At 35.2% G+C, this 19,600-nt stretch carries 9 protein-coding genes; 8 read left to right on the top strand and 1 reads right to left on the bottom strand.

What is annotated here, in order from left to right:
* Positions 1 to 613 precede the first annotated feature (613 nt).
* The 8 genes from fsa (at position 614) to APR43_RS21570 (ending at position 15,113) form a co-directional block, all read left to right on the top strand.
* Complete coding sequence (gene fsa / locus APR43_RS21605; RefSeq protein WP_053473042.1) at positions 614 to 1,270, top strand: fructose-6-phosphate aldolase; 657 nt, start codon at positions 614 to 616, stop codon at positions 1,268 to 1,270.
* Between the two features lie 533 nt (positions 1,271 to 1,803).
* A complete protein-coding gene (locus tag APR43_RS21600; RefSeq protein WP_088636436.1) occupies positions 1,804 to 4,971 on the top strand; it encodes a SusC/RagA family TonB-linked outer membrane protein in 3,168 nt (1,055 codons plus the stop codon).
* Positions 4,972 to 4,983: 12 nt separating this feature from the next.
* On the top strand, positions 4,984 to 6,615 hold the full coding sequence (locus APR43_RS21595; protein ID WP_053473043.1) for a RagB/SusD family nutrient uptake outer membrane protein: 1,632 nt from the start codon (positions 4,984 to 4,986) through the stop codon (positions 6,613 to 6,615).
* 34 nt (positions 6,616 to 6,649) lie between these two features.
* Positions 6,650 to 8,017, top strand: coding sequence for a glycan-binding surface protein (locus APR43_RS21590; protein WP_053473044.1), 1,368 nt, complete (start codon positions 6,650 to 6,652; stop codon positions 8,015 to 8,017).
* A 12-nt stretch (positions 8,018 to 8,029) separates the two neighbouring features.
* Positions 8,030 to 10,228 (top strand): endo-1,4-beta-xylanase, encoded by a 2,199-nt coding sequence (locus tag APR43_RS21585; protein ID WP_053473045.1) that lies wholly within the window; start codon positions 8,030 to 8,032, stop codon positions 10,226 to 10,228.
* Between the two features lie 82 nt (positions 10,229 to 10,310).
* A complete protein-coding gene (locus APR43_RS21580; RefSeq protein ID WP_053473046.1) occupies positions 10,311 to 11,939 on the top strand; it encodes a DUF5597 domain-containing protein in 1,629 nt (542 codons plus the stop codon).
* A gap of 273 nt (positions 11,940 to 12,212) precedes the next feature.
* Positions 12,213 to 14,123 (top strand): sialate O-acetylesterase, encoded by a 1,911-nt coding sequence (locus tag APR43_RS21575; RefSeq protein ID WP_053473047.1) that lies wholly within the window; start codon positions 12,213 to 12,215, stop codon positions 14,121 to 14,123.
* A 378-nt stretch (positions 14,124 to 14,501) separates the two neighbouring features.
* Complete coding sequence (locus APR43_RS21570; RefSeq protein WP_053473048.1) at positions 14,502 to 15,113, top strand: LpxA family transferase; 612 nt, start codon at positions 14,502 to 14,504, stop codon at positions 15,111 to 15,113.
* Positions 15,114 to 15,436: 323 nt separating this feature from the next.
* Here the strand turns inward: APR43_RS21570 and APR43_RS21565 are convergent, their stop codons facing one another.
* Positions 15,437 to 19,387: a two-component regulator propeller domain-containing protein gene (locus APR43_RS21565; RefSeq protein WP_053473049.1), complete on the bottom strand. Its 3,951-nt coding sequence runs from the start codon at positions 19,385 to 19,387 to the stop codon at positions 15,437 to 15,439.
* Positions 19,388 to 19,600 lie beyond the last annotated feature (213 nt).

The raw sequence follows: 19,600 nt of genomic DNA, 5'->3' as shown, positions 1-19,600 counted from the left end.
GTTTGTTTAAACAAGTGAAGCACCTTTATCGACAAAGAAAAACTATGTATCTATGTGTTTAAAATTTATTAGTGAAAAACTATTCTAAAGAAACTTGATAAAATTATATGTGATAGCTATAGAAAGTTAAAACTATTTAATGATTGTTTTAATGTTTTTTTAGATACAAATAGAGAGAATGTGTATTAAGATTATGACTTGTTTTGAGATTTAGATTTGACGTAAATAGATTGAAGGTTTAGTTGCTATTTTTTGAAAATTGAAGTTTAAAAATAAAGTCAGTTCGATAAAATTATTAAGTGAGTTATTTTTTTATTGAAGGTTTTTTGAAGAGCAGAATCGGTCGAAATACACATTTTTTTCTCACTGGAACACATTCAGAACTTTGTCAAAGTTTTAAACTTTGACAAAGTTAATTACACAAAGAAATACCCACAATCTTGTCATTTCGAGGAACGAGAAATCGCACAAGAAACTCTACAAAGATTGGCGATTTTGCATGCCGAATTACTTGTGCGATTTCTCCTTTCAGTCGAAATGACAAACCTCACATACTCCATTAAAACAATTGCAGACCACAAAATAACCACCAACCTTAAACCAAAAAAAACTTATGAAATTTTTTATTGATACCGCTAATCTCGAAGACATTCGAGAAGCACAATCTCTTGGCGTTCTCGACGGCGTAACCACAAATCCGTCGTTGATGGCAAAAGAAGGAATTACAGGAAAAGACAACATCTTAAAACATTACTTAGACATTTGTAATATTGTTGACGGCGATGTTTCTGCTGAGGTAATTTCTACTGATTTCGACGGAATGATAAGAGAAGGAGAGGAACTTGCAGCTTTACATCCGCAGATTGTGGTGAAATTACCGATGATCGGCGACGGAATAAAAGCTTGTAAATACTTTTCTTCAAAAGGAATTAAAACTAATGTAACTTTAGTATTTTCGGCAGGTCAGGCTTTATTGGCTGCGAAAGCCGGAGCGACTTATGTTTCTCCGTTTTTAGGAAGACTGGATGATGTTTCGACAGACGGAATGCATTTAATTGCTGAAATCAGGGAAATTTATGATAATTACGATTATCAAACGCAGGTACTTTCGGCTTCGGTAAGACACACTATGCATATTGTAAATTGTGCCAAAGTTGGATCAGATGTTATGACCGGACCGCTTTCGGCAATTAAAGGATTATTGAAACATCCGCTTACTGATATTGGTTTGAAACAGTTTGTTGAAGATGCTAAAAAAATGAATCTCTAAACCCTAAATACACAACGCAATGACTAAGCCCTTTTCACCTCGAAAAGGGCTTTTTTTGTAACTTTTCAACAACCGATTGCCTTTTTGAATTGTTTTTTTATCAAATAATTTTAGAGAAGCCCTCGTATTCAGCTTTCCTTTAGGATATTAAGTTAAAAATTCAATTATTCTGTACATTTTATATTACTAAAACGATGTAGATATATTGAAAATATCTTAAATTCTTCATTTTATGCTTTTTTTAATATTTTGAAGAAAACAGTTTTTTATTCATAATGTTTTGAGTGATCAGGTTTGTAAATATGAATATAATTTAATTTTTTATGAATATAAATAAACTATATGTTTTTTTAATATACTATTTTTTTAAAATTCTTAAATAAAATTAACGCAACCGATTGTGTATTATTGTTTTTTATATATATTTGTTTCAATAATGATTATGAGTTGTTTTTATTCTGAAAACAGTTCCTGAATCATTTCATAAAAAAAACTAACTAAACCATACTATTAACTCATTAAACTAATTATTTATGACTAACCTTTTAATTACTAAAAGCAAATCAAAATACTTTAAAAACTTAGGATACTTAATCCTGATGCTGGTATTTTCTGCTGCGGTAAATGCACAAACCACTGTGTCAGGAACAGTTTCTGATAGTAACGGACCAATACCGGGAGTAAACATTTTTGTAAAAGGAACTAAAATCAGTTCGGTTTCAAATTTTGACGGAACGTATACCATCAGCCCGGTTCCCGCAAATGCAATTTTATCTTTCAGCTTTATTGGTTACAAATCAAAAGACGTTGCGTTTGCTAACAAAAGCAAAATAGATGTAACACTTGAAGAAGATGTAAGCAGCTTAAAAGAAGTTGTGGTTGTAGGTTACGGCACCATGAAAAGATCAGATTTAACAGGTTCTGTTTCATCAGTAACCAGTCAGGCAGTTACACAATCTGTAACAACATCCATCGAGCAGGTTTTACAAGGACGTGCGGCGGGTGTAAACGTACAGGCAAACAACGGTGCGCCGGGAGCAAGTTCTTCTATTCGTATTCGTGGTATCAGTTCGTTAACCGGATCAAATGAACCCATTTTTGTAATCGACGGTGTAATTATCGACAACACAACAAGTTCTGTAAACACGAATCCGCTTTCTATGATTAATCCGTCAGACATTGTTTCGATGGATGTTTTAAAAGATGCTTCTGCAACTGCAATTTACGGTTCGAGAGCAGCAAACGGAGTTATTATCGTAACCACAAAACGCGGTAAAAAAGGCGATCTTACTTTAAACTTTGACAGTTATGTAGGATGGCAGGAAATTCCGAAACACTTAGATTTATTAAACCTTAGAGAATACGGAACATTAAAAAACACACGTTCAGACTTAGGAATTGTACAGCGTGACAATACCTTCATTCGCCCTGATTTATTGGGAGAAGGAACAGACTGGCAGAAAGAATTGTTCAACACGGCTTTAATGCAGAGTTACAATTTATCAGCTTCAGGAGGCTCAGAAAGTACAACTTACTCTTTAGGAATTGGTTATTTAGATCAGGAAGGTATAGCAATTGGCTCTTCATTTGACCGTTTCAATTTAAGAGGAGTTGTAGATTCTCAGGTAAAAAGCTTTTTAAAATTGGGAGTAAACTTTGCCCTGAGTCAATACAATCAAACTACAACGGTAACAGATGATGCTTTAATTATAACGGCTTTAAAACAAACGCCAAACGTTGCGGTTCGTAATGCCGATGGAAGTTTTGACGGCCCTGACACTACAGAATTTGTTCAAAATAACCCAATAGGTTTAGCTTCTATAAAAGACAACCACAATAAAAATTACGCTATTAGAGCTAATACGTATGCTGAAATTGGTTTTACAAAAGACCTTAAATTCAAAACGCAATATTCATTAGATTACGGATTTGCAAACAATTATACTTTTAATCCATCGTATACTTTTGGAGCATTAGTAAACGATGTTCGCGAAGGAACAAGAACAAAATCAAACAGTGCATTCTGGAGCTGGAACAATTTACTGACTTACAATAAAACTTTTGGTGCGCATACGATTAATGCCATGTTAGGTCAGGAAATGCAGGAATCAAGCTGGGAAAACCTTTACGGATACCGTTCTGGTTACATCACAAACGGTGCTACAGATTTAAATGCCGGAGATGCTACAACAGCAAGAAACTCAAATGCAAGCAGTGTAAGTTCTATCAGCTCTTACTTCGGAAGATTGTTTTATTCTTTCAATGATAAATATTTACTGACTGCGACTTTAAGACGAGACGGATCTTCAAAATTTGCAGAAGAAAATCGTTGGGGATGGTTTCCTTCAGCCGCTTTGGCCTGGAAAATCTCAAACGAAAATTTCTTAAAAGAAAATAAAACCATCAACAATTTAAAATTACGTTTAGGATGGGGAGCAGTTGGTAATCAAAGTGCACCAAACTACGCTTATACTTCAATTTACGGATCTTCGGCAACAAACTGGGGAACTGGACAATTGGCAGGAAATACCGCAAACCCAGACATTAAATGGGAAACAACATATTCAAGCAACTTAGGTTTAGACCTTGGACTTTTTAATAACAGAGTAGAACTGGTTGCCGATGTGTATTACAAAAAAACAAACGACTTATTGCTTGAACTTCCATTGCCGGCTTACGTAGGAACAACTGGACAAGGAGCTACAAGACCGCCAACAGTAAACATTGGTTCTCTTGAAAATAAAGGATTTGAGTTTAGTTTGAATACCATCAACATGGAGAGAAACGATTTTATATGGAAATCAAATATTGTTTTCTCAATGAACAGAAGCAAAGTTTTGGCACTTAATACAGAATCTGGGGTATTAAATAAAAACATTCAACAAGGTTCTGATGTTACAACTGTTACCAGAACAGCGGTTGGAGAAGCAATTGGACAATTTTACGGATATAAAGTGATTGGCCGATTTGAAAAAGCAACAGATTTCTATTATAAAGATAAAGATGGAGTAGTAAAGCCAACAGCTTTGCCAGAAGGAATGGCGATTGGGGAAAACGGCGTTTGGATTGGAGATTATATTTTTGAAGATGTAAACAAAGACGGAACCATCAATGAAAAAGACCGCGATTATATCGGAAATCCTGCTCCGGATTTCACTTTCGGTATCGGGAACACATTCTCTTTCCAGGGATTTGATATCAACATTTTGCTGACAGGTTCTTACGGAAATGATATCGTAAACTATCAAAGACGCTGGTTAGAAAATCCTCGTGAAAACACTAATTTATTGAAATCCTCTTTAGGATATGCGCAATTAGAATTAATCGATCCAAACGGGCCAAACGATTATCGTAATGTGCAGATTGTGGGCGGAGATCCTTACATGACCAGAATTGCGGCATCATCTGCATCATCAGCTTCAAACTACCGTTTTAGTAATCGATTTGTTGAAGATGGTTCTTATGTAAGAGTAAAAAATATTTCGATAGGATATAATCTTCCAAAGAAATTATATTCTAAATACGGAATTTCAAACATTAAGATATATTCTAATGCTCAAAACGTTTTAACCTTCACAAAATACAAAGGTTACGATCCAGAAGTGGGATCAATTAATCAGGATGCGCTTTTAAGTGGTATCGATAATGGACGTTATCCTTCGCCAATTATTACTACGCTTGGATTGAATGTTAATTTCTAAAATTTACAAACTATGAAAACAAAAAAAATATTTTACACGGTTCTTATGATCGCATTGCCATTTGTTTGGACTAGTTGTAGTGATCTTTTAGATGTTGAACCAGAAGATCAAATCACAAAAGAGAATTTCTATAAATCAGAATCCGATTTTCAGTCGGCAACAGGCCCGCTTTACAACAGAGTCTGGTTTGATTTTAATGATAAATTCTATTACGGTTTAGGCGACGGACGTTCAGATAATTTGTACGCACCTTATTCTGATTACGTTTATCCGTTTACAGATTTATCTGAAACAGGATTAACCGGACCTTTAGTTTCGGCTTGGGGGTCTTTATACAATGTTGTACAGCAATCGAATAATGTTATTATAGGTATTTCCGAAAGTAAAGTAGACGAAAGCGTTAAAAACAAATACATTGCCGAAGCACGTTTTATGAGAGGAACTGCCTATTGGTATTTAGCTTCTTTATGGGGAGATGTAATTATTTCTACAGACCCAAGAGAATTGGTTAAAAACCCAATCGTAAACAAAAATCCATTAAAAGATGTGTACGAATTTGCGATTCGCGATTTAGAATTTGCAGCAAAATATCTGCCTGAAACTGCAGGACAAGCCGGACGTTTAACAAAATACAGTGCATTCGGAATGTTGTCTCGTGTTTACCTATCCTATTCGGGAGTAAGCGACAACCCAAACAGCGGAACAAGAAACCAGCAATATTTAGATTTAGCCAAAAAAGCAGCCGAAAAAGTAATTACTTCAGGCCCATATACTTTAATGACAAACTACGCTGATTTATTTATGGTTGATAACAACAACAATACAGAATCGATGTTTGCCCTGCAATGGGTTCCAAACGGAGATTATGGCGTTATTAATACACATCAGGCTTATTTTGCTTTAGGTTCTGATATTACAGGAGATGATGCCGCTTGGGGTTACTGGACAAGAGCTTCGAATGATGTTTTAAAAGAATACGAATCAAAAGACCTTCGCCGTAAAGCAACATGGATGGGCGATGATGATTTTTATCCGGAAATCAATAAATCAAACGGAGGTTATACGGTTGATCACGCAAAAGAATTCTTAACGGTAAAAAAAGGAGTTGTAGGTTCTACAAAAGACAATTCTAAAATTAGTCGTATGAACTCAGCTTTAAATACTTATATGCTGCGTTTAGGAGAAGTCTATTTAAATTATGCCGAAGCCGCTTTAGGAAACAACGCTTCAACAGCTGATGCACTTGCTTTAGATGGCGTAAATAAACTTCGTGTGCGTGCAGGTCTTGATCCAAAAACAACCTTGACTTATGCCGATATTATTCACGAAAGAAGAGTTGAATTAGCGATGGAAGGACAATATTGGTACGATTTAGTACGACGCGCTTATTACAAACAGCAAGAAGTTATTAACTATGTAACGGCACAAAACCGCGGAACAATTGAGCCAATTCTTTACGATTCGGCAACAAATACCCTTTCTATAGATCCGGCAAGAAGCAGCAGTCCGCGTTCAATTGGCGTAATTGATGCAACAATTTTCCTTCTGCCTTATCCGGAATCAGAACTGGTTCAGAATCCGTTGTTGAGAGAAAATCCGGTTCCGTATCAATTTACAGAAGAAAAAATAACGGACTTGTTCTAGTATTTTGAAAAACAACAATCTAAAAAATATTAATATGAAATATATTTTAAATAAAAAGTATTGGGCACCCATCGCACTGCTGGGAATAATGTTCTTTAGTACGCTATTTACTTCTTGTGACAATAACGATTCTGAAGGCGGAACCATAACCATATCAAAAGTTTTTCTGGAAGATGTAAATTCAACCGTTCCGGATAGAGAAGTGACTTTTGCCCGTTTAGGACAAGCTTTGCGCATACAAGGTTCTGGTTTTACAGGCTTAAAAAGAGTCTACATCAACGGATATCAAACTTATTTTAATGTAGTTTTTGTTTCCGATAATTCAATGCTGATCAATGTTTCTGCCGATACCCCAATTTTAGAAGCAGATCCATCGGTAAGAAACACCATTCGATTTGTAAACGATAATAATGAAACTACATTTTCATTTGAAATTCGTTCAGGAAAACCAGCTATCACAAACATTTCAAACACAATGCCTAATGCGGGAGAAACCATTACCGTTTCGGGAACTGGTTTAACCGAAGTAAGCAAAGTTATTTTCCCTGGAAATATAGAAGTATCAACAGGAATTACTTCAGATGAAGACGGCGAATTTTTTACCGTTACTGTACCAAATGGCGTTTCAGACAACGGAGGTTCATTATTCGTTCAGACTTCAAACGGAGGCGTTTATTCTCCGGCTTATTTTAACTTTAAAAAAGGTGTTTTATTAGATTTTGACGGAAGAGGACAACACGGATATTGGGGAACTTCTACCAGTATGATTCAGCCAGAAGATTTAGCATCACTTGCTTTAGGAACAGGAAATATTTCACAAGGAAAATATGTACCGCATCGTCCGGCAAGAATTGCTTCTTTTGATGCTGCCAAAAACAGATGTACAGAAGTTTGGACAGCAGGAAACGGAGTTGATAACTGGAGAACACAACTAACACCTTATATCCCGGCAAGCACGCCGCTGGACAAAGTAGCATTACAGTTTGATGTATACGTTCCAGATGTTTGGAAAGATTCTGGATTCTTAAAAATATGCATGGTCAATAATTTTAATGGAGGAGAGTGGACAGGAGCTGTTTATAATTATGTTCCGTGGATTGTTGACGGAAAATCAGTTGCTTTTCAAACCACAGGATGGACAACGGTTACAATTCCGCTAAATAAATTTTATGCATGGTCTAAAGAACCGTTCACTTTTGAAACCGTTTTAGCATATCGTGAAGCTGCAACGTATCAAAACTTTGGTTTTTTCTTTGAAAATTCTGATGTAAAACTAAAAGACGTTACAGGAACTGCAAGTGAAGTAGAATTTGCTTCAAAACCAACTTCAGTAAAAGTGTACACAGACAACTGGAGAATAGTATCCTTAGATACCCCGGTTTACAACGATTTTCCTAACTAAAAAAACACCAAAATGAAATATAAATATATAATACCAGTAATTGCTTCATCCTTAATGCTTCTGGCATCCTGTGATGATAATTTAATGGAATGGGAAAAAGATCCTGAGCATGGCGAGGTTACAGGAGCAGAACTTCCATTAGAATTAGTAGAAAAAATAAGCCGATACGATAACCTTAAAACGTACACAGATTTTGTTTTAGGAAACGGAATAGGTGCCGATTTATACTTAACTGATGCGACGTACCGCAAAATTGTAAACGACAACTTTGATGAGGTTACACCGGGTTATGAAATGAAACACGGCGCAATGGTAAACTCAAAAGGTGAAATTAATTTTACTAAAGTAGATGCCTTTATTGCCGAAACAAAAAAAGCTGGATTAACAGTTTTTGGTCATACTTTGGTTTGGCATTCCAACCAAAATGCAAGTTATTTAAACAGCATTATTGCACCAACTGTAATTCCCGGTTCAAGCGGAACCAATACATTAGATGTTGCGGGTTTAAAAAACGGAACCTTTACAAACTGGGCCAGAAACAATCCCGGAAAAGGAATTACTATAGCAGCAAATGAAGGACTTGCAACGGGTTCGCAAGCGATTAAATTAGAATCAAGTGCAACATCTTCTGCACCATATAATCTGCAATTAACTTCTCCGGATGTATCCATTGTAAGCGGTCATAATTACGAGATTTCTTTCTACATAAAATCAGATGTAACCGGAAAAGGACGTATTTCTTTCAATGCTTCCTTAACAAATCAATATCCGTACAAAGACTGGTTTAGCACCGGCGGATCTTGGACAGAAGCTTTTGCAACAACATCAGCATGGCAGCAGGTTAAAATTAAATTAGCTCCCGGAGATTTTGTTGGCGGAAGCACCAATTTTAAATTCAATATCGATTTGGGATATCTGCCAAATGTGACCTATTTAATTGATGTAAACACAATTGCAGTTGTAGATCTTGATGCCGCAGCAACAGTTACAAATTTGGTTGCCAATGGTAATTTTAATGCAGGTATCAGCGGATGGTCAAAATACAATGGGGCTAATGATGCTTTAAGTGCAGCAGGCGCGTCTGATGCATATGTAGGAAACGGAGCAATGAAAGTGGTAAACGCAACTTCGGATGCGGCAAATCAATGGAAAACACAAATTCATGCTGATTTTACTTCTGTCTTAACATCTGGAAAAGAATATACCATTTCTTATATGATTCGCTCTGAAGCAACTGGTTCTGTAAGATGTTCAACAACAGGAACAACGGCTCATTATCAGGGAGATCAGGCAACATCGCCAAGTTGGAAATTAGTAGAATGGAAATTTACCGGAAACGGAACCGAAACAGGTTTAAACTTTGATTTAGGTGGAGCAGCCGGAACCTATTATATCGATAATGTTTTAGTAACGGATGGATCATCTGGAGGAGGCCCAACAGCGCCAATAACGATCGAAAAAACCGATGCAGAAAAAACAAAAATCATTGGCGATGCTATGGCTGACTGGGTTTCTAAAATGATGACACATTACAAAACAAGTGTTTTTGCCTGGGATGTAGTAAACGAACCAATGAAAGAAGACGGAACATTAAGAACAGGAAATGAAGGCGATACCGCAGCAGATTTTTTCTCATGGATAAAATATCTTGGAAAAGATTACGCTGTAACGGCATTCAAACTGGCTCGTCAATACGGAAATGCAACAGACAAACTTTTCATTAACGATTATAATTTAGAATCAAGATTAGACAAATGCGACGGATTGATTCAATATGTGGAATATATCGAAAGTCAAGGCGGAAAAGTTGACGGAATTGGTACGCAGATGCACATAGGTCTAAATACAGATAAAGATAAAATTGCCCAAATGTTCCAAAAACTGGCAGCGACAGGAAAATTGATTAAAATTTCTGAGCTTGACGTGAGATTAGGAACAAATGCTCCAACCGTTGCGCAGCAAGCATCACAAGCCGAAATGTATCAATATGTGGTAGATATGTATAAAAAACATATTCCGGCAGCACAGCAATACGGTATAACAGTTTGGGGAGTTTCTGATAACTCCAAAGAACATGAATTCTGGCTTCCGGACGAAGCACCAAATCTTTGGGATGCAAATTACGTTCGTAAACACGCCTATAAAGGAACTGCTGATGGTCTTGCAGGAAAAGATGTAAGTAAAGACTTTTCAGGAGAGTTGGTTAAGTAAGTTAAGTGTAGTCTTAATCCATAATATGAATCTGAAAGGATTTGTATTATGGATTATTTGTTTTTAATTTTAAAAGAATCAGATGTTTACATTTTCCAAAAATACAATTGTTATACTGTTTTTTGCTTTTTTACAATTCGGATATGCTCAGGAAAAAATACCGCATCTTCAAAAAAAAGGAAATAAAATACAGCTCATTGTCAACGACAAACCTTTCATTATTTGCGGCGGAGAATTAGGAAATTCTTCGGCAACAACTATGGAAAGTATGGAACCCATTTGGAAAAAGTTAACCGACATGAACCTCAACACCGTTTTAACGCCAATTTATTGGGAATTAATAGAAAAGGAGGAAGGCAAATTTGATTTTTCGTTAGTTGATGAATTGATTTTAAGAGCAAGAAAAGAAAACCTAAAACTAGTATTTCTTTGGTTTGGTTCATGGAAAAACAGTATGTCAAGTCACGCTCCTGAATGGATAAAACTGAATCAGAAAAAATATCCAAGAATAAAAGACGACAAAAATAAAAGCCATGAAATTCTAACGCCTTTTAGCGAAGAAAATCTGCAAGCCGATTTAAAAGCGTTCCAAAAATTAATGGATCATATTAAAGATTTTGACCAAAAAGAACAAACCGTAATTATGGTTCAGGTTGAAAATGAAATCGGGATGCTGCCATCGGCACGCGATTATCATCCGTTAGCCAATGAAGCTTTCAAAAAAGAAGTTCCAAAAGAATTCATCCAATATCTACAGAAAAACAAAGAAAAATTAGCTCCTGAATTCTCAGCAATCTGGAAGAAAAACGGATTTAAAACAACTGGAAACTGGGAAGAAATTTTCGGAAAAAGTCTCCAAACCGATGAAATTTTTATGGCTTGGTATTTTTCAAAATTCACCAATACAATTGCCAAAGCCGGAAAAGATGCTTACCCAATTCCGATGTTTGTAAACGCAGCCTTAAACGCACCGGAAAAGAAACCCGGAGAATATCCAAGCGCAGGGCCTTTGCCGCACCTGATGGACGTTTGGAAAGCAGTCGGAAACACCATAGATTTTCTTTCACCAGATTTTTATAATCCGTCATTCAAGCAATGGAATGATTTGTTTACCCGACAAGGCGATCCATTATTTATTCCCGAACATCGTTTTGATGAAACTGCCCCTTTTAAAGGTTTATACGCAATTGGACATTATGAAGCCATTGGTTTTTCGCCTTTCTCGATAGAATCTGTAACCGATGCCAAAAAAGAACCACTAGGCAAAATTTACGATTTAGTACAGCAGTTAACGCCAGTTATTGAAGCCAATAAAGGACAAGGGAAAATTAATGGAGTTTTATTAGATAAAGTAAACAATACGCAAATCATTAACCTAGGAAACTACGAATTTACCTTTAAACACGATTACACCCTAAATTGGTCAGAAGGCGCAAAAGCAGAAACGTGGACAACAGCAAGCGCCATAATTATAGAAATCACACCCGATGAATTTTACATCGCAGGTTCTGGAATTGTAGTAACTTTTAAACCATTAAAAAATAAAACCGCAAACGCAGGAATACTAAAAACAGATCAGGGAAAATTTGAAAACGAAAAATGGAAAACCATCAGACATTTCAACGGAGACCAAACCCATCAAGGAAGACACCTAAGAATTTCAGTAGGCGATTATGAAATTCAAAAAATAAAACTATACATTTATGAGTAGTTTTTTTCGCCACGAATTTCACGAATTTCCACTAATTATTTTTTTAAAGATTGAAAAATCTGCTTAATCTGCGTGAAAATTTTTAGCCACAGATTAACACAGATTTAAATGATTTAAAATAATTAGTGTTTTCAGTGAGCAGAAATAAAAATTCGTGAAAATTCGTGAAATTGCTTCGCCTGTTCGCTATCGCTCGGGTCGTGGCAGAAAAAAACAACCAGTGTAAATCCGTACAATCCGTGTCATCAGTGGGCAAAATATAAACAAGACGAAATGAAAAAAATAATACTAGCACTACTTATAGTTTTCAATGCCAATGCTCAAATAAAACTCCCAAGACTAATAAGCGACGGAATGATATTGCAACGCGATACAAAAGTCAATATCTGGGGCTGGGCGTCACCAAAAGAAAAAATCGAACTCGATTTCAACAAAAAAACATACAAAACCATTACAGCCGAAGACGGAAAATGGCAAATTCAGCTTCCATCACAAAAAGCAGGCGGGCCATACGAAATGACCTTAAAAGCATCCAACACAATCACCCTGAAAAACATACTTTTTGGAGACGTTTGGGTTTGTTCCGGTCAATCAAATATGCAGCTGTCAATGGAACGGCTTAAATACAAATATCAGGACTATATCGCTAAAGCGGAGAATCCAAATATCAGACAATTTCTAGTTCCCAACCAATATTTCTTTGAAAGAGAAAATACCGATTTTGCTTCCGGAGAATGGATTTCAGCAAACCCAAACAGCGTTTTGAAATTCTCTGGAGTTGCTTATTTTTTTGCTTTAGAAATCTATGAAAAATACCAAATTCCAATAGGACTAATCAATTCTTCTTTAGGCGGCTCTCCCGCAGAAGCATGGATCAGCGAAGAAAATATTAAAAAATTTCCCGATTATTATCAGGAATACTTAAAATTTAAAGATGGAAGTCTCGAAAAACAAATTGACGAAAACGACGATAAAGTAAGTTCAGACTGGGACAAATTATTAGACGAAACAGATCCCGGATTAAAAAATAAATGGGCATCTGAAATCGATAATTCCGATTGGAAAACTATGAACGTTCCCGGTTATTGGGCAGACGGCGAACTCGGAAATGTAAACGGTGCTGTTTGGTTTAAAAAAGAATTTACTTTAGAAAAAATAAAAGAAAATCAGGCCAAGATTATTTTAGGAAGAATCGTCGATGCTGATTCTGTTTTTGTAAACGGACATTTTGTTGGCACAACTTCCTATCAATATCCGCCTAGAATTTATTCTTTCAATTCCAATATTTTAAAAGAAGGAAAAAACGAAATTACCGTTCGCGTAATCAGTAATTCGGGTAAAGGCGGTTTTGTATTTGATAAACCTTATGAACTAATCAATGGCGATCAATCTATTGATTTAAAGGGAATTTGGAAATACAAATTAGGTGCAAAAATGTTACCGCTTCCGGCACAGACTTTCGTCAGATTAAAACCAGTCGGACTTTATAATGCAATGATTGCGCCTCTTAAAAATTATGTTATAAAAGGCGTTCTTTGGTATCAGGGTGAATCGAGTACCAAAAAACCAGCAGAATATCTTCCTTTAATGGAGACTTTAATTGCGAATTGGCGCACGCAATGGAAACAGGAAAAACTGCCTTTTTTATTCGTTCAGCTTGCCAATTATATGGAAACAAAACCGGAACCAGTCGAAAGTAATTGGGCAGCTTTAAGACAGCAGCAATTGAATACGCTAAAAGTTCCAAATACAGGAATGGCCGTAATAATCGATGTAGGCGAGTGGAACGATATTCATCCTTTAAATAAATACGATGTCGGGAAAAGATTGTCGTTACAGGCAAGAAAATTGGTTTATGGTGAGAAAAATTTAGTCGCTTCGGGACCGATTTTTAAATCAATAAAAAAAGAAGGAAACAAGTTAATTCTAAGTTTTTCAGATATTGGAACCGGATTGCAAATCAAAACCGGAAATGAATTAAAAGAATTTGCAATTGCCGGAAATGATGGAAAATTTGTCTGGGCAAAAGCAATTATTGACGGTGATAAAGTTGTCGTTAGTAATGATTCAATTGCAGACCCTGTAAAAGTAAGATATGCTTGGGCAGATAATCCGGCTGAAGCCAATTTATACAATAAAGAAAATTTGCCGGCTTCGCCTTTTGAAGCAGATTTGAGTAAATAATTTTTTGCACCCATTTTATTCTGTAGAGACGCACAGCAGTGCGTCTAACGCAACGTAACCCCAACATATATCACATTGCGCATAAGACGCACTGCAGTGCGTCTCTACGATATGCTTTGTGTTGATATTGTTGTTATTTTTTTACCCATTTTATTCCGTAGAGACGCACAGCAGTGCGTCTAACGCAACGTAACCACAACGTATATCACTTTACGCATATAGACGCACTGCTCGTCTCTACAGATATACTTTATGTTGATATTATTGTCATTTTTTGCATTTCAAGATCTTAGATTTATTTTATTAAATACTAAAATTCGAATTTTCGAAATCTTATCTTTATAAAATTAAATGATGCATTTTTAAATCAATACAATAATGATAAAACCAATCGATTTTATAGAAAACTTTGATTTTTATTTTCCAGATTATATTAATACTGCGCCATGGAATATTGTCAATGAACTGGACAAAATACTTTTAGAAAAATTAAAATTTCTTTCAGCGGATTATAAAATAGAAGGAACAACTGCGATACATAAAACAGCCATAATTGAAGAAGGCGTAACCTTAAAAGGAACAATCATCATTTCAGAAAATTGTTATGTTGGTGCGCACGCTTATTTACGTGGGCCAATATTGTTTGGGAAATCTGTAAAAATAGGTCCGGGTTCAGAGATAAAGCAATCGTTTATTTCTGATAATTCGGCAGTAGCACATTTTAATTATATAGGAAACAGTTTGATTGGACAAAACATAAATTTTGAAGCTGGTTCTATTTGTGCTAATCATTATAACGAAAGAAAAAACAAAAACATTTCAGTTAAATATAAAGACAATATTATCAATACCTATTCAGATAAATTTGGATCATTGTTAGGAGATAATTCTAAAGTTGGTGCGAATGCTGTTTTATCGCCGGGGACAATTTTAGATAAAAATAGTATTGTAAAAAGATTGCAGTTGATTGAGCAATTGGTAGAGGAATAACTTGCGTAGACGCACTGCTGTGCGTCTCTACGATATACTTTGTGTTGATATTTTTTTTAATTGCCTCCAGCTTTAGCTGGAGGAATAGAAATCTGTTATCAAAAAGGCTTTAGCCAAACGTCAAAGTTCGGCTAAAGCCTTTCATATTTTTCAAAATTTAACCTCCAGCTAAAGCAGGAGGCAATTGATTTTTTTTAATAAATATATCAAGTTTTTATTCTGTAGAGACGCACAGCAGTGCGTCTAACACAACGTAACCCCAACGAATATCGACAACAAAAACTTTGCACATGCGACGCACTGCTGTGCATCTCTACAAAAAACTATTTATTCATAGCAATATACTCCGAAGGTGTCATTGTAAAATGCTTTTGAAAATTACGACCAAAACTCGTCTGCGATTTATACCCCACCATTTCTGCAATCTCGTACATTTTATAATTCTCATTTAAAAGCAATTCCGCAGCACGTTTTAAACGAACAATATTAATCAACTCATTCGGACTCAAATTCGAAATATCTTTAATTTTTCGATATAAAGTCGAGCGGCTCATGTTCATGATTTCTGCCAAAGATTCTACGCTTAGATCAGAATCTGTGATGTTTTTCAGGATTTCCTCGTCGAGTTTTTTCAGGAACTTTTCGTCGGTTTTGTTGTGCGCAATACTTTTAATGTGCGAAAGCGGAGAACTTGCATAATAATTCATAATCTGCTTTCTGTTTTCAATTAGATTATTCACCTGAACTTTTAAATAATCCATAGAGAATGGTTTTGCGATATACGCATCGGCACCCACTTCAAGACCGTCAATTTGCGATTTCAGCGAGTTTTTAGCAGTAAGCAAAATCACCGGAATATGACTGGTTTCTAAATTGGTTTTAATCTCTTTACACAACGTAATTCCGTCCATAATTGGCATCGAAACATCACTTATAACAAGCTGAATATTCTCGTTATGAATTATTTTTAACGCATTTTCTCCATTATCCGCTTTTAAAATAGTGTAAAACGGAGTTAATTCAGCCGTAATAAAATTCAATAAATCTTCATTATCTTCAACGACTAAAAGCTGTGCTTTTTCGTGTTTATTTTCTATTTCTACAGTTTCAGATTCTGCCTCTGTTTCTTCTTTTTCCGTTTCATTATAAAACATAAATTCTTCTTCCTGACGAAGCGGAACCACAAGTTCAAAAATATTCACTTTTGAATCCGGAATTACCTGCAGGTTTCCGTTATGCAATTGCGTTAACGAATGTGCAAGCGAAAGTCCAATTCCAGTTCCCGAAGTCGTATCCATATTATCAACCCTGAAAAACGGCTCAAAAATTTTATCTTTTAAATGAAACGGAATCAGATTTCCGTCATTTTTTACAATTAAAGTCAGTTTCTTTTCATCTCTAAAAAGCGTGATAGAAGCTTTATCTGTAGAATATTTAATAGCATTACTCATCAAATTACTCAGGATTTTTTTGAAAGCCTCTTTATCTACAAAAGCAAAAATATCTTTATCGCCCAGTTCCAGTTCAAATTCAATTCCTCTTTCTTCAATTAATTGACTAAATCTCAAATGTAAATTCCGAACCATCGACGAAATATTCGCTTCCACGAAAGTGAGCTTTAAACCGCCAATTTCAGACTTTCTAAAATCTAGTAATTCATTCACCAGTTTTAATAAACGCGACGTATTTTTCTTCATTATCGAAAGATTCTGAGGCACTTCCGGCAATATGTGATCCATAACCAAAAGTTTTTCCAAAGGTCCTTTTATCAACGTCAAAGGCGTTCTGATTTCGTGCGCCACATTGGTAAAAAAGTCAATTTTAGCCTGATAGATTTCTTTCTCTTTTTCGTCGTTTAAATGTTTTATTTTTCGATTATGTTTAATCTGCGTTAGATTTTGCGAATAACGAATGATGTAATAAAACGAACCGCATATCAGCAGAAAATAGAAAAAATACGCATAAGAACTTGCCCAAAACGGTGGCAGAATCCTGATTTTCAATTCCACTTCTTTACTCCAAACACCAAAACTATTCAGTGATTTTACTTTAAAAACATAATCTCCAGGCGCCAGTTCCGTAAAGAAAACTTTATTGTTTCGTTCCAGATAAACCCAGTCATTATTAACGTTTTCCAGTTTATACCAATATTCGGTAAGTTCCGGCGCGGTATAATTTAACGAAGCAAATTCAAGATTAAATGACGATTGGCTGTTGTTAAGTTCCAGTTCGTCAATATGCGCAATAGATTGTTTTATAGGCGAATCATTTTCATTGGCATCAATATCCTTATTATTGATTTGAAGATTGGTAATAAAAGTCGAAGGGGTGTATTTGTTCTTGGTAAAATTCTTCGGGTTGAAACTGATCATTCCGTTTAAATTCCCGAAATACATATCGCCGTTTGTATCCTTAAAAGCCGATGCATAATTAAACTGGTCGCTCAATAAACCATTTGCGGTGGTGTAAATTTTAATGCTTTTATGATCAGGTCCAAATTTTACCAAACCTTTAGAAGTCGTCAGCCATAAATTTTTAGCTTCATCTTCTAAAATCGAATAAACAACATTACTCGGGAATCCATTTTTGGTGGTGAATTTTTTAAAAGTTCTTGTTTTTTTATCAAATAAATCCAAGCCGTTTTCGGTGGCAAACCATAAATTTTTAAAACTGTCTTCAAAAATATAATTGATGGAATTATTGCTGATACCGTTTGGGTTTTTGTAATCGTAAATAAAAACCTCTTTCTTTTTGGTTTTCGGATTATAATAAAATAAGCCATCGCGATAACTTCCCGCCCAAAGATTTCCGTCGCTGTCTTCTTTATAAGTCGTATAATGCGTAGTTTCGGGAAAAGTTTTTAAGGTTTCAAAATTGTCGTTTTGTTCATTGTATAAATAAAGTCCCATTGTAGTAATCACAATCAATTCGTCTTTTTTGGTTTCATAAAAAGAAAAAATAAAATTACTGCGTAATCCAGATGCTGGATTATTGGCACTATAGTGTCGAACAACGTTACCCGAATTTCGATCTAAAACATCCAGACCATGTTCAAAAGTTCCTACCCAAATTTTGTCTTTTCTGGGCATTAAAGCATGAATGTTATAATAGGAAACACTGCTTTTGCTTCCATTTGGTAAATAAGATGTAAACTGCTGTGTTTTTGGATTAAATCGATTTAAACCTGCATCTTCGGTTCCAATCCATAAATCGCCTTTATCATCTTTATGAATTTCCCTAACGGCGCTTCCGCTAATGGAATTTTGTCCTTTCTGCGGAAAATATTTCTTGAACTGTGTGTATTGTTTTTGATGGTAATTGATTCCTCCAAAATACGTTCCAACCCAAATTCCGTTTTCTTTATCAATAGTTATAGAATACGCTGCATTATCTGAAATCGCATACGGATCATTATAATTTTTTTTAAGATTAATGCTGGATTTCGTTTTCAGGTTGTAAACATAAACTCCGGATTCGCTGGCAATCCAAAGTTCATCATTTCCTCTCTTTTTAAACTGACGGACATAAACTGGTTTTTTTGTCGAAAATTCTAAACTCGAAGTTGTTTTATTGTGAATGTTATAAAGTAAAACGCCATCGTCCTGCGTACCAATCACAATATTGTTTTTGTCTAAAGCATAAATAATGGTAATTCTAAAGTTAGAAGAACTTGCAGGAGGCGCAATTGGAATATTTTCAAACGAAAGATTTTCTTCAGAATAACGATAAATTTTATTTAAAGAAGAAGCCCAAATCTGCCCGTTTGCATCTCTTGAAATCGAAGTGGCAATAAAATATTTATTCGGGTTAAAAGTTTTGGTTTCCTTTTTTGTTGTCGAATATTTATAAAGAATATTTCCGGAGATAAACCAGATATTTCCGTTTTTGTCATGATTAATATCGTTGATACGGTCGTTAATCGCTTCGTTTAAAACCGTAAACTGATCTGTTTTTTTATCGTATTGATACAAACCTTTATCAGTTCCTACCCAAATTACACCTTTATATTCATGTAATGACTGAATATAATTGCTTCCTAAAGTATGAATTGGGTCAGCATTGCTTCTGTAAGTCTTAAAACGATAGCCATCAAATCGGTTTAAACCGTCTTTTGTTCCAAACCACATAAAGCCGTCTTCATCCTGCAAAGAAGTCAAAACGGTGTTGTTAGAAAGTCCTTCTTCAACCTGAAAATGTTTGAAATAATATTCCTGTGCCTGAATAAAATGTATCGAAAAAAGCGAAAAAAATAATAAAAGAAAGAATTTACGCATAGTTGTGTTTTTTAGGATAAAACAAGGACTTATTCAAATCGTGTCAATATTCAACAAAATGTTGCAAGCCGCTATATTTCTGATCTTTTTTATACAATTTGAATCATTTGAGATAGAAATTGACACAAATGAATCATTTTATTTTGAATTAAAATCATCTACTTTGAATTTTCAAACAAATCATATTGATAATTTTTAGGCTAAAAAAATACA

It is taken from the genome of Flavobacterium sp. NLM, from assembly GCF_002210235.1.
GTDB lineage: Bacteria > Bacteroidota > Bacteroidia > Flavobacteriales > Flavobacteriaceae > Flavobacterium > Flavobacterium panici.
This window is presented reverse-complemented; position numbering and strand designations above follow the sequence as displayed.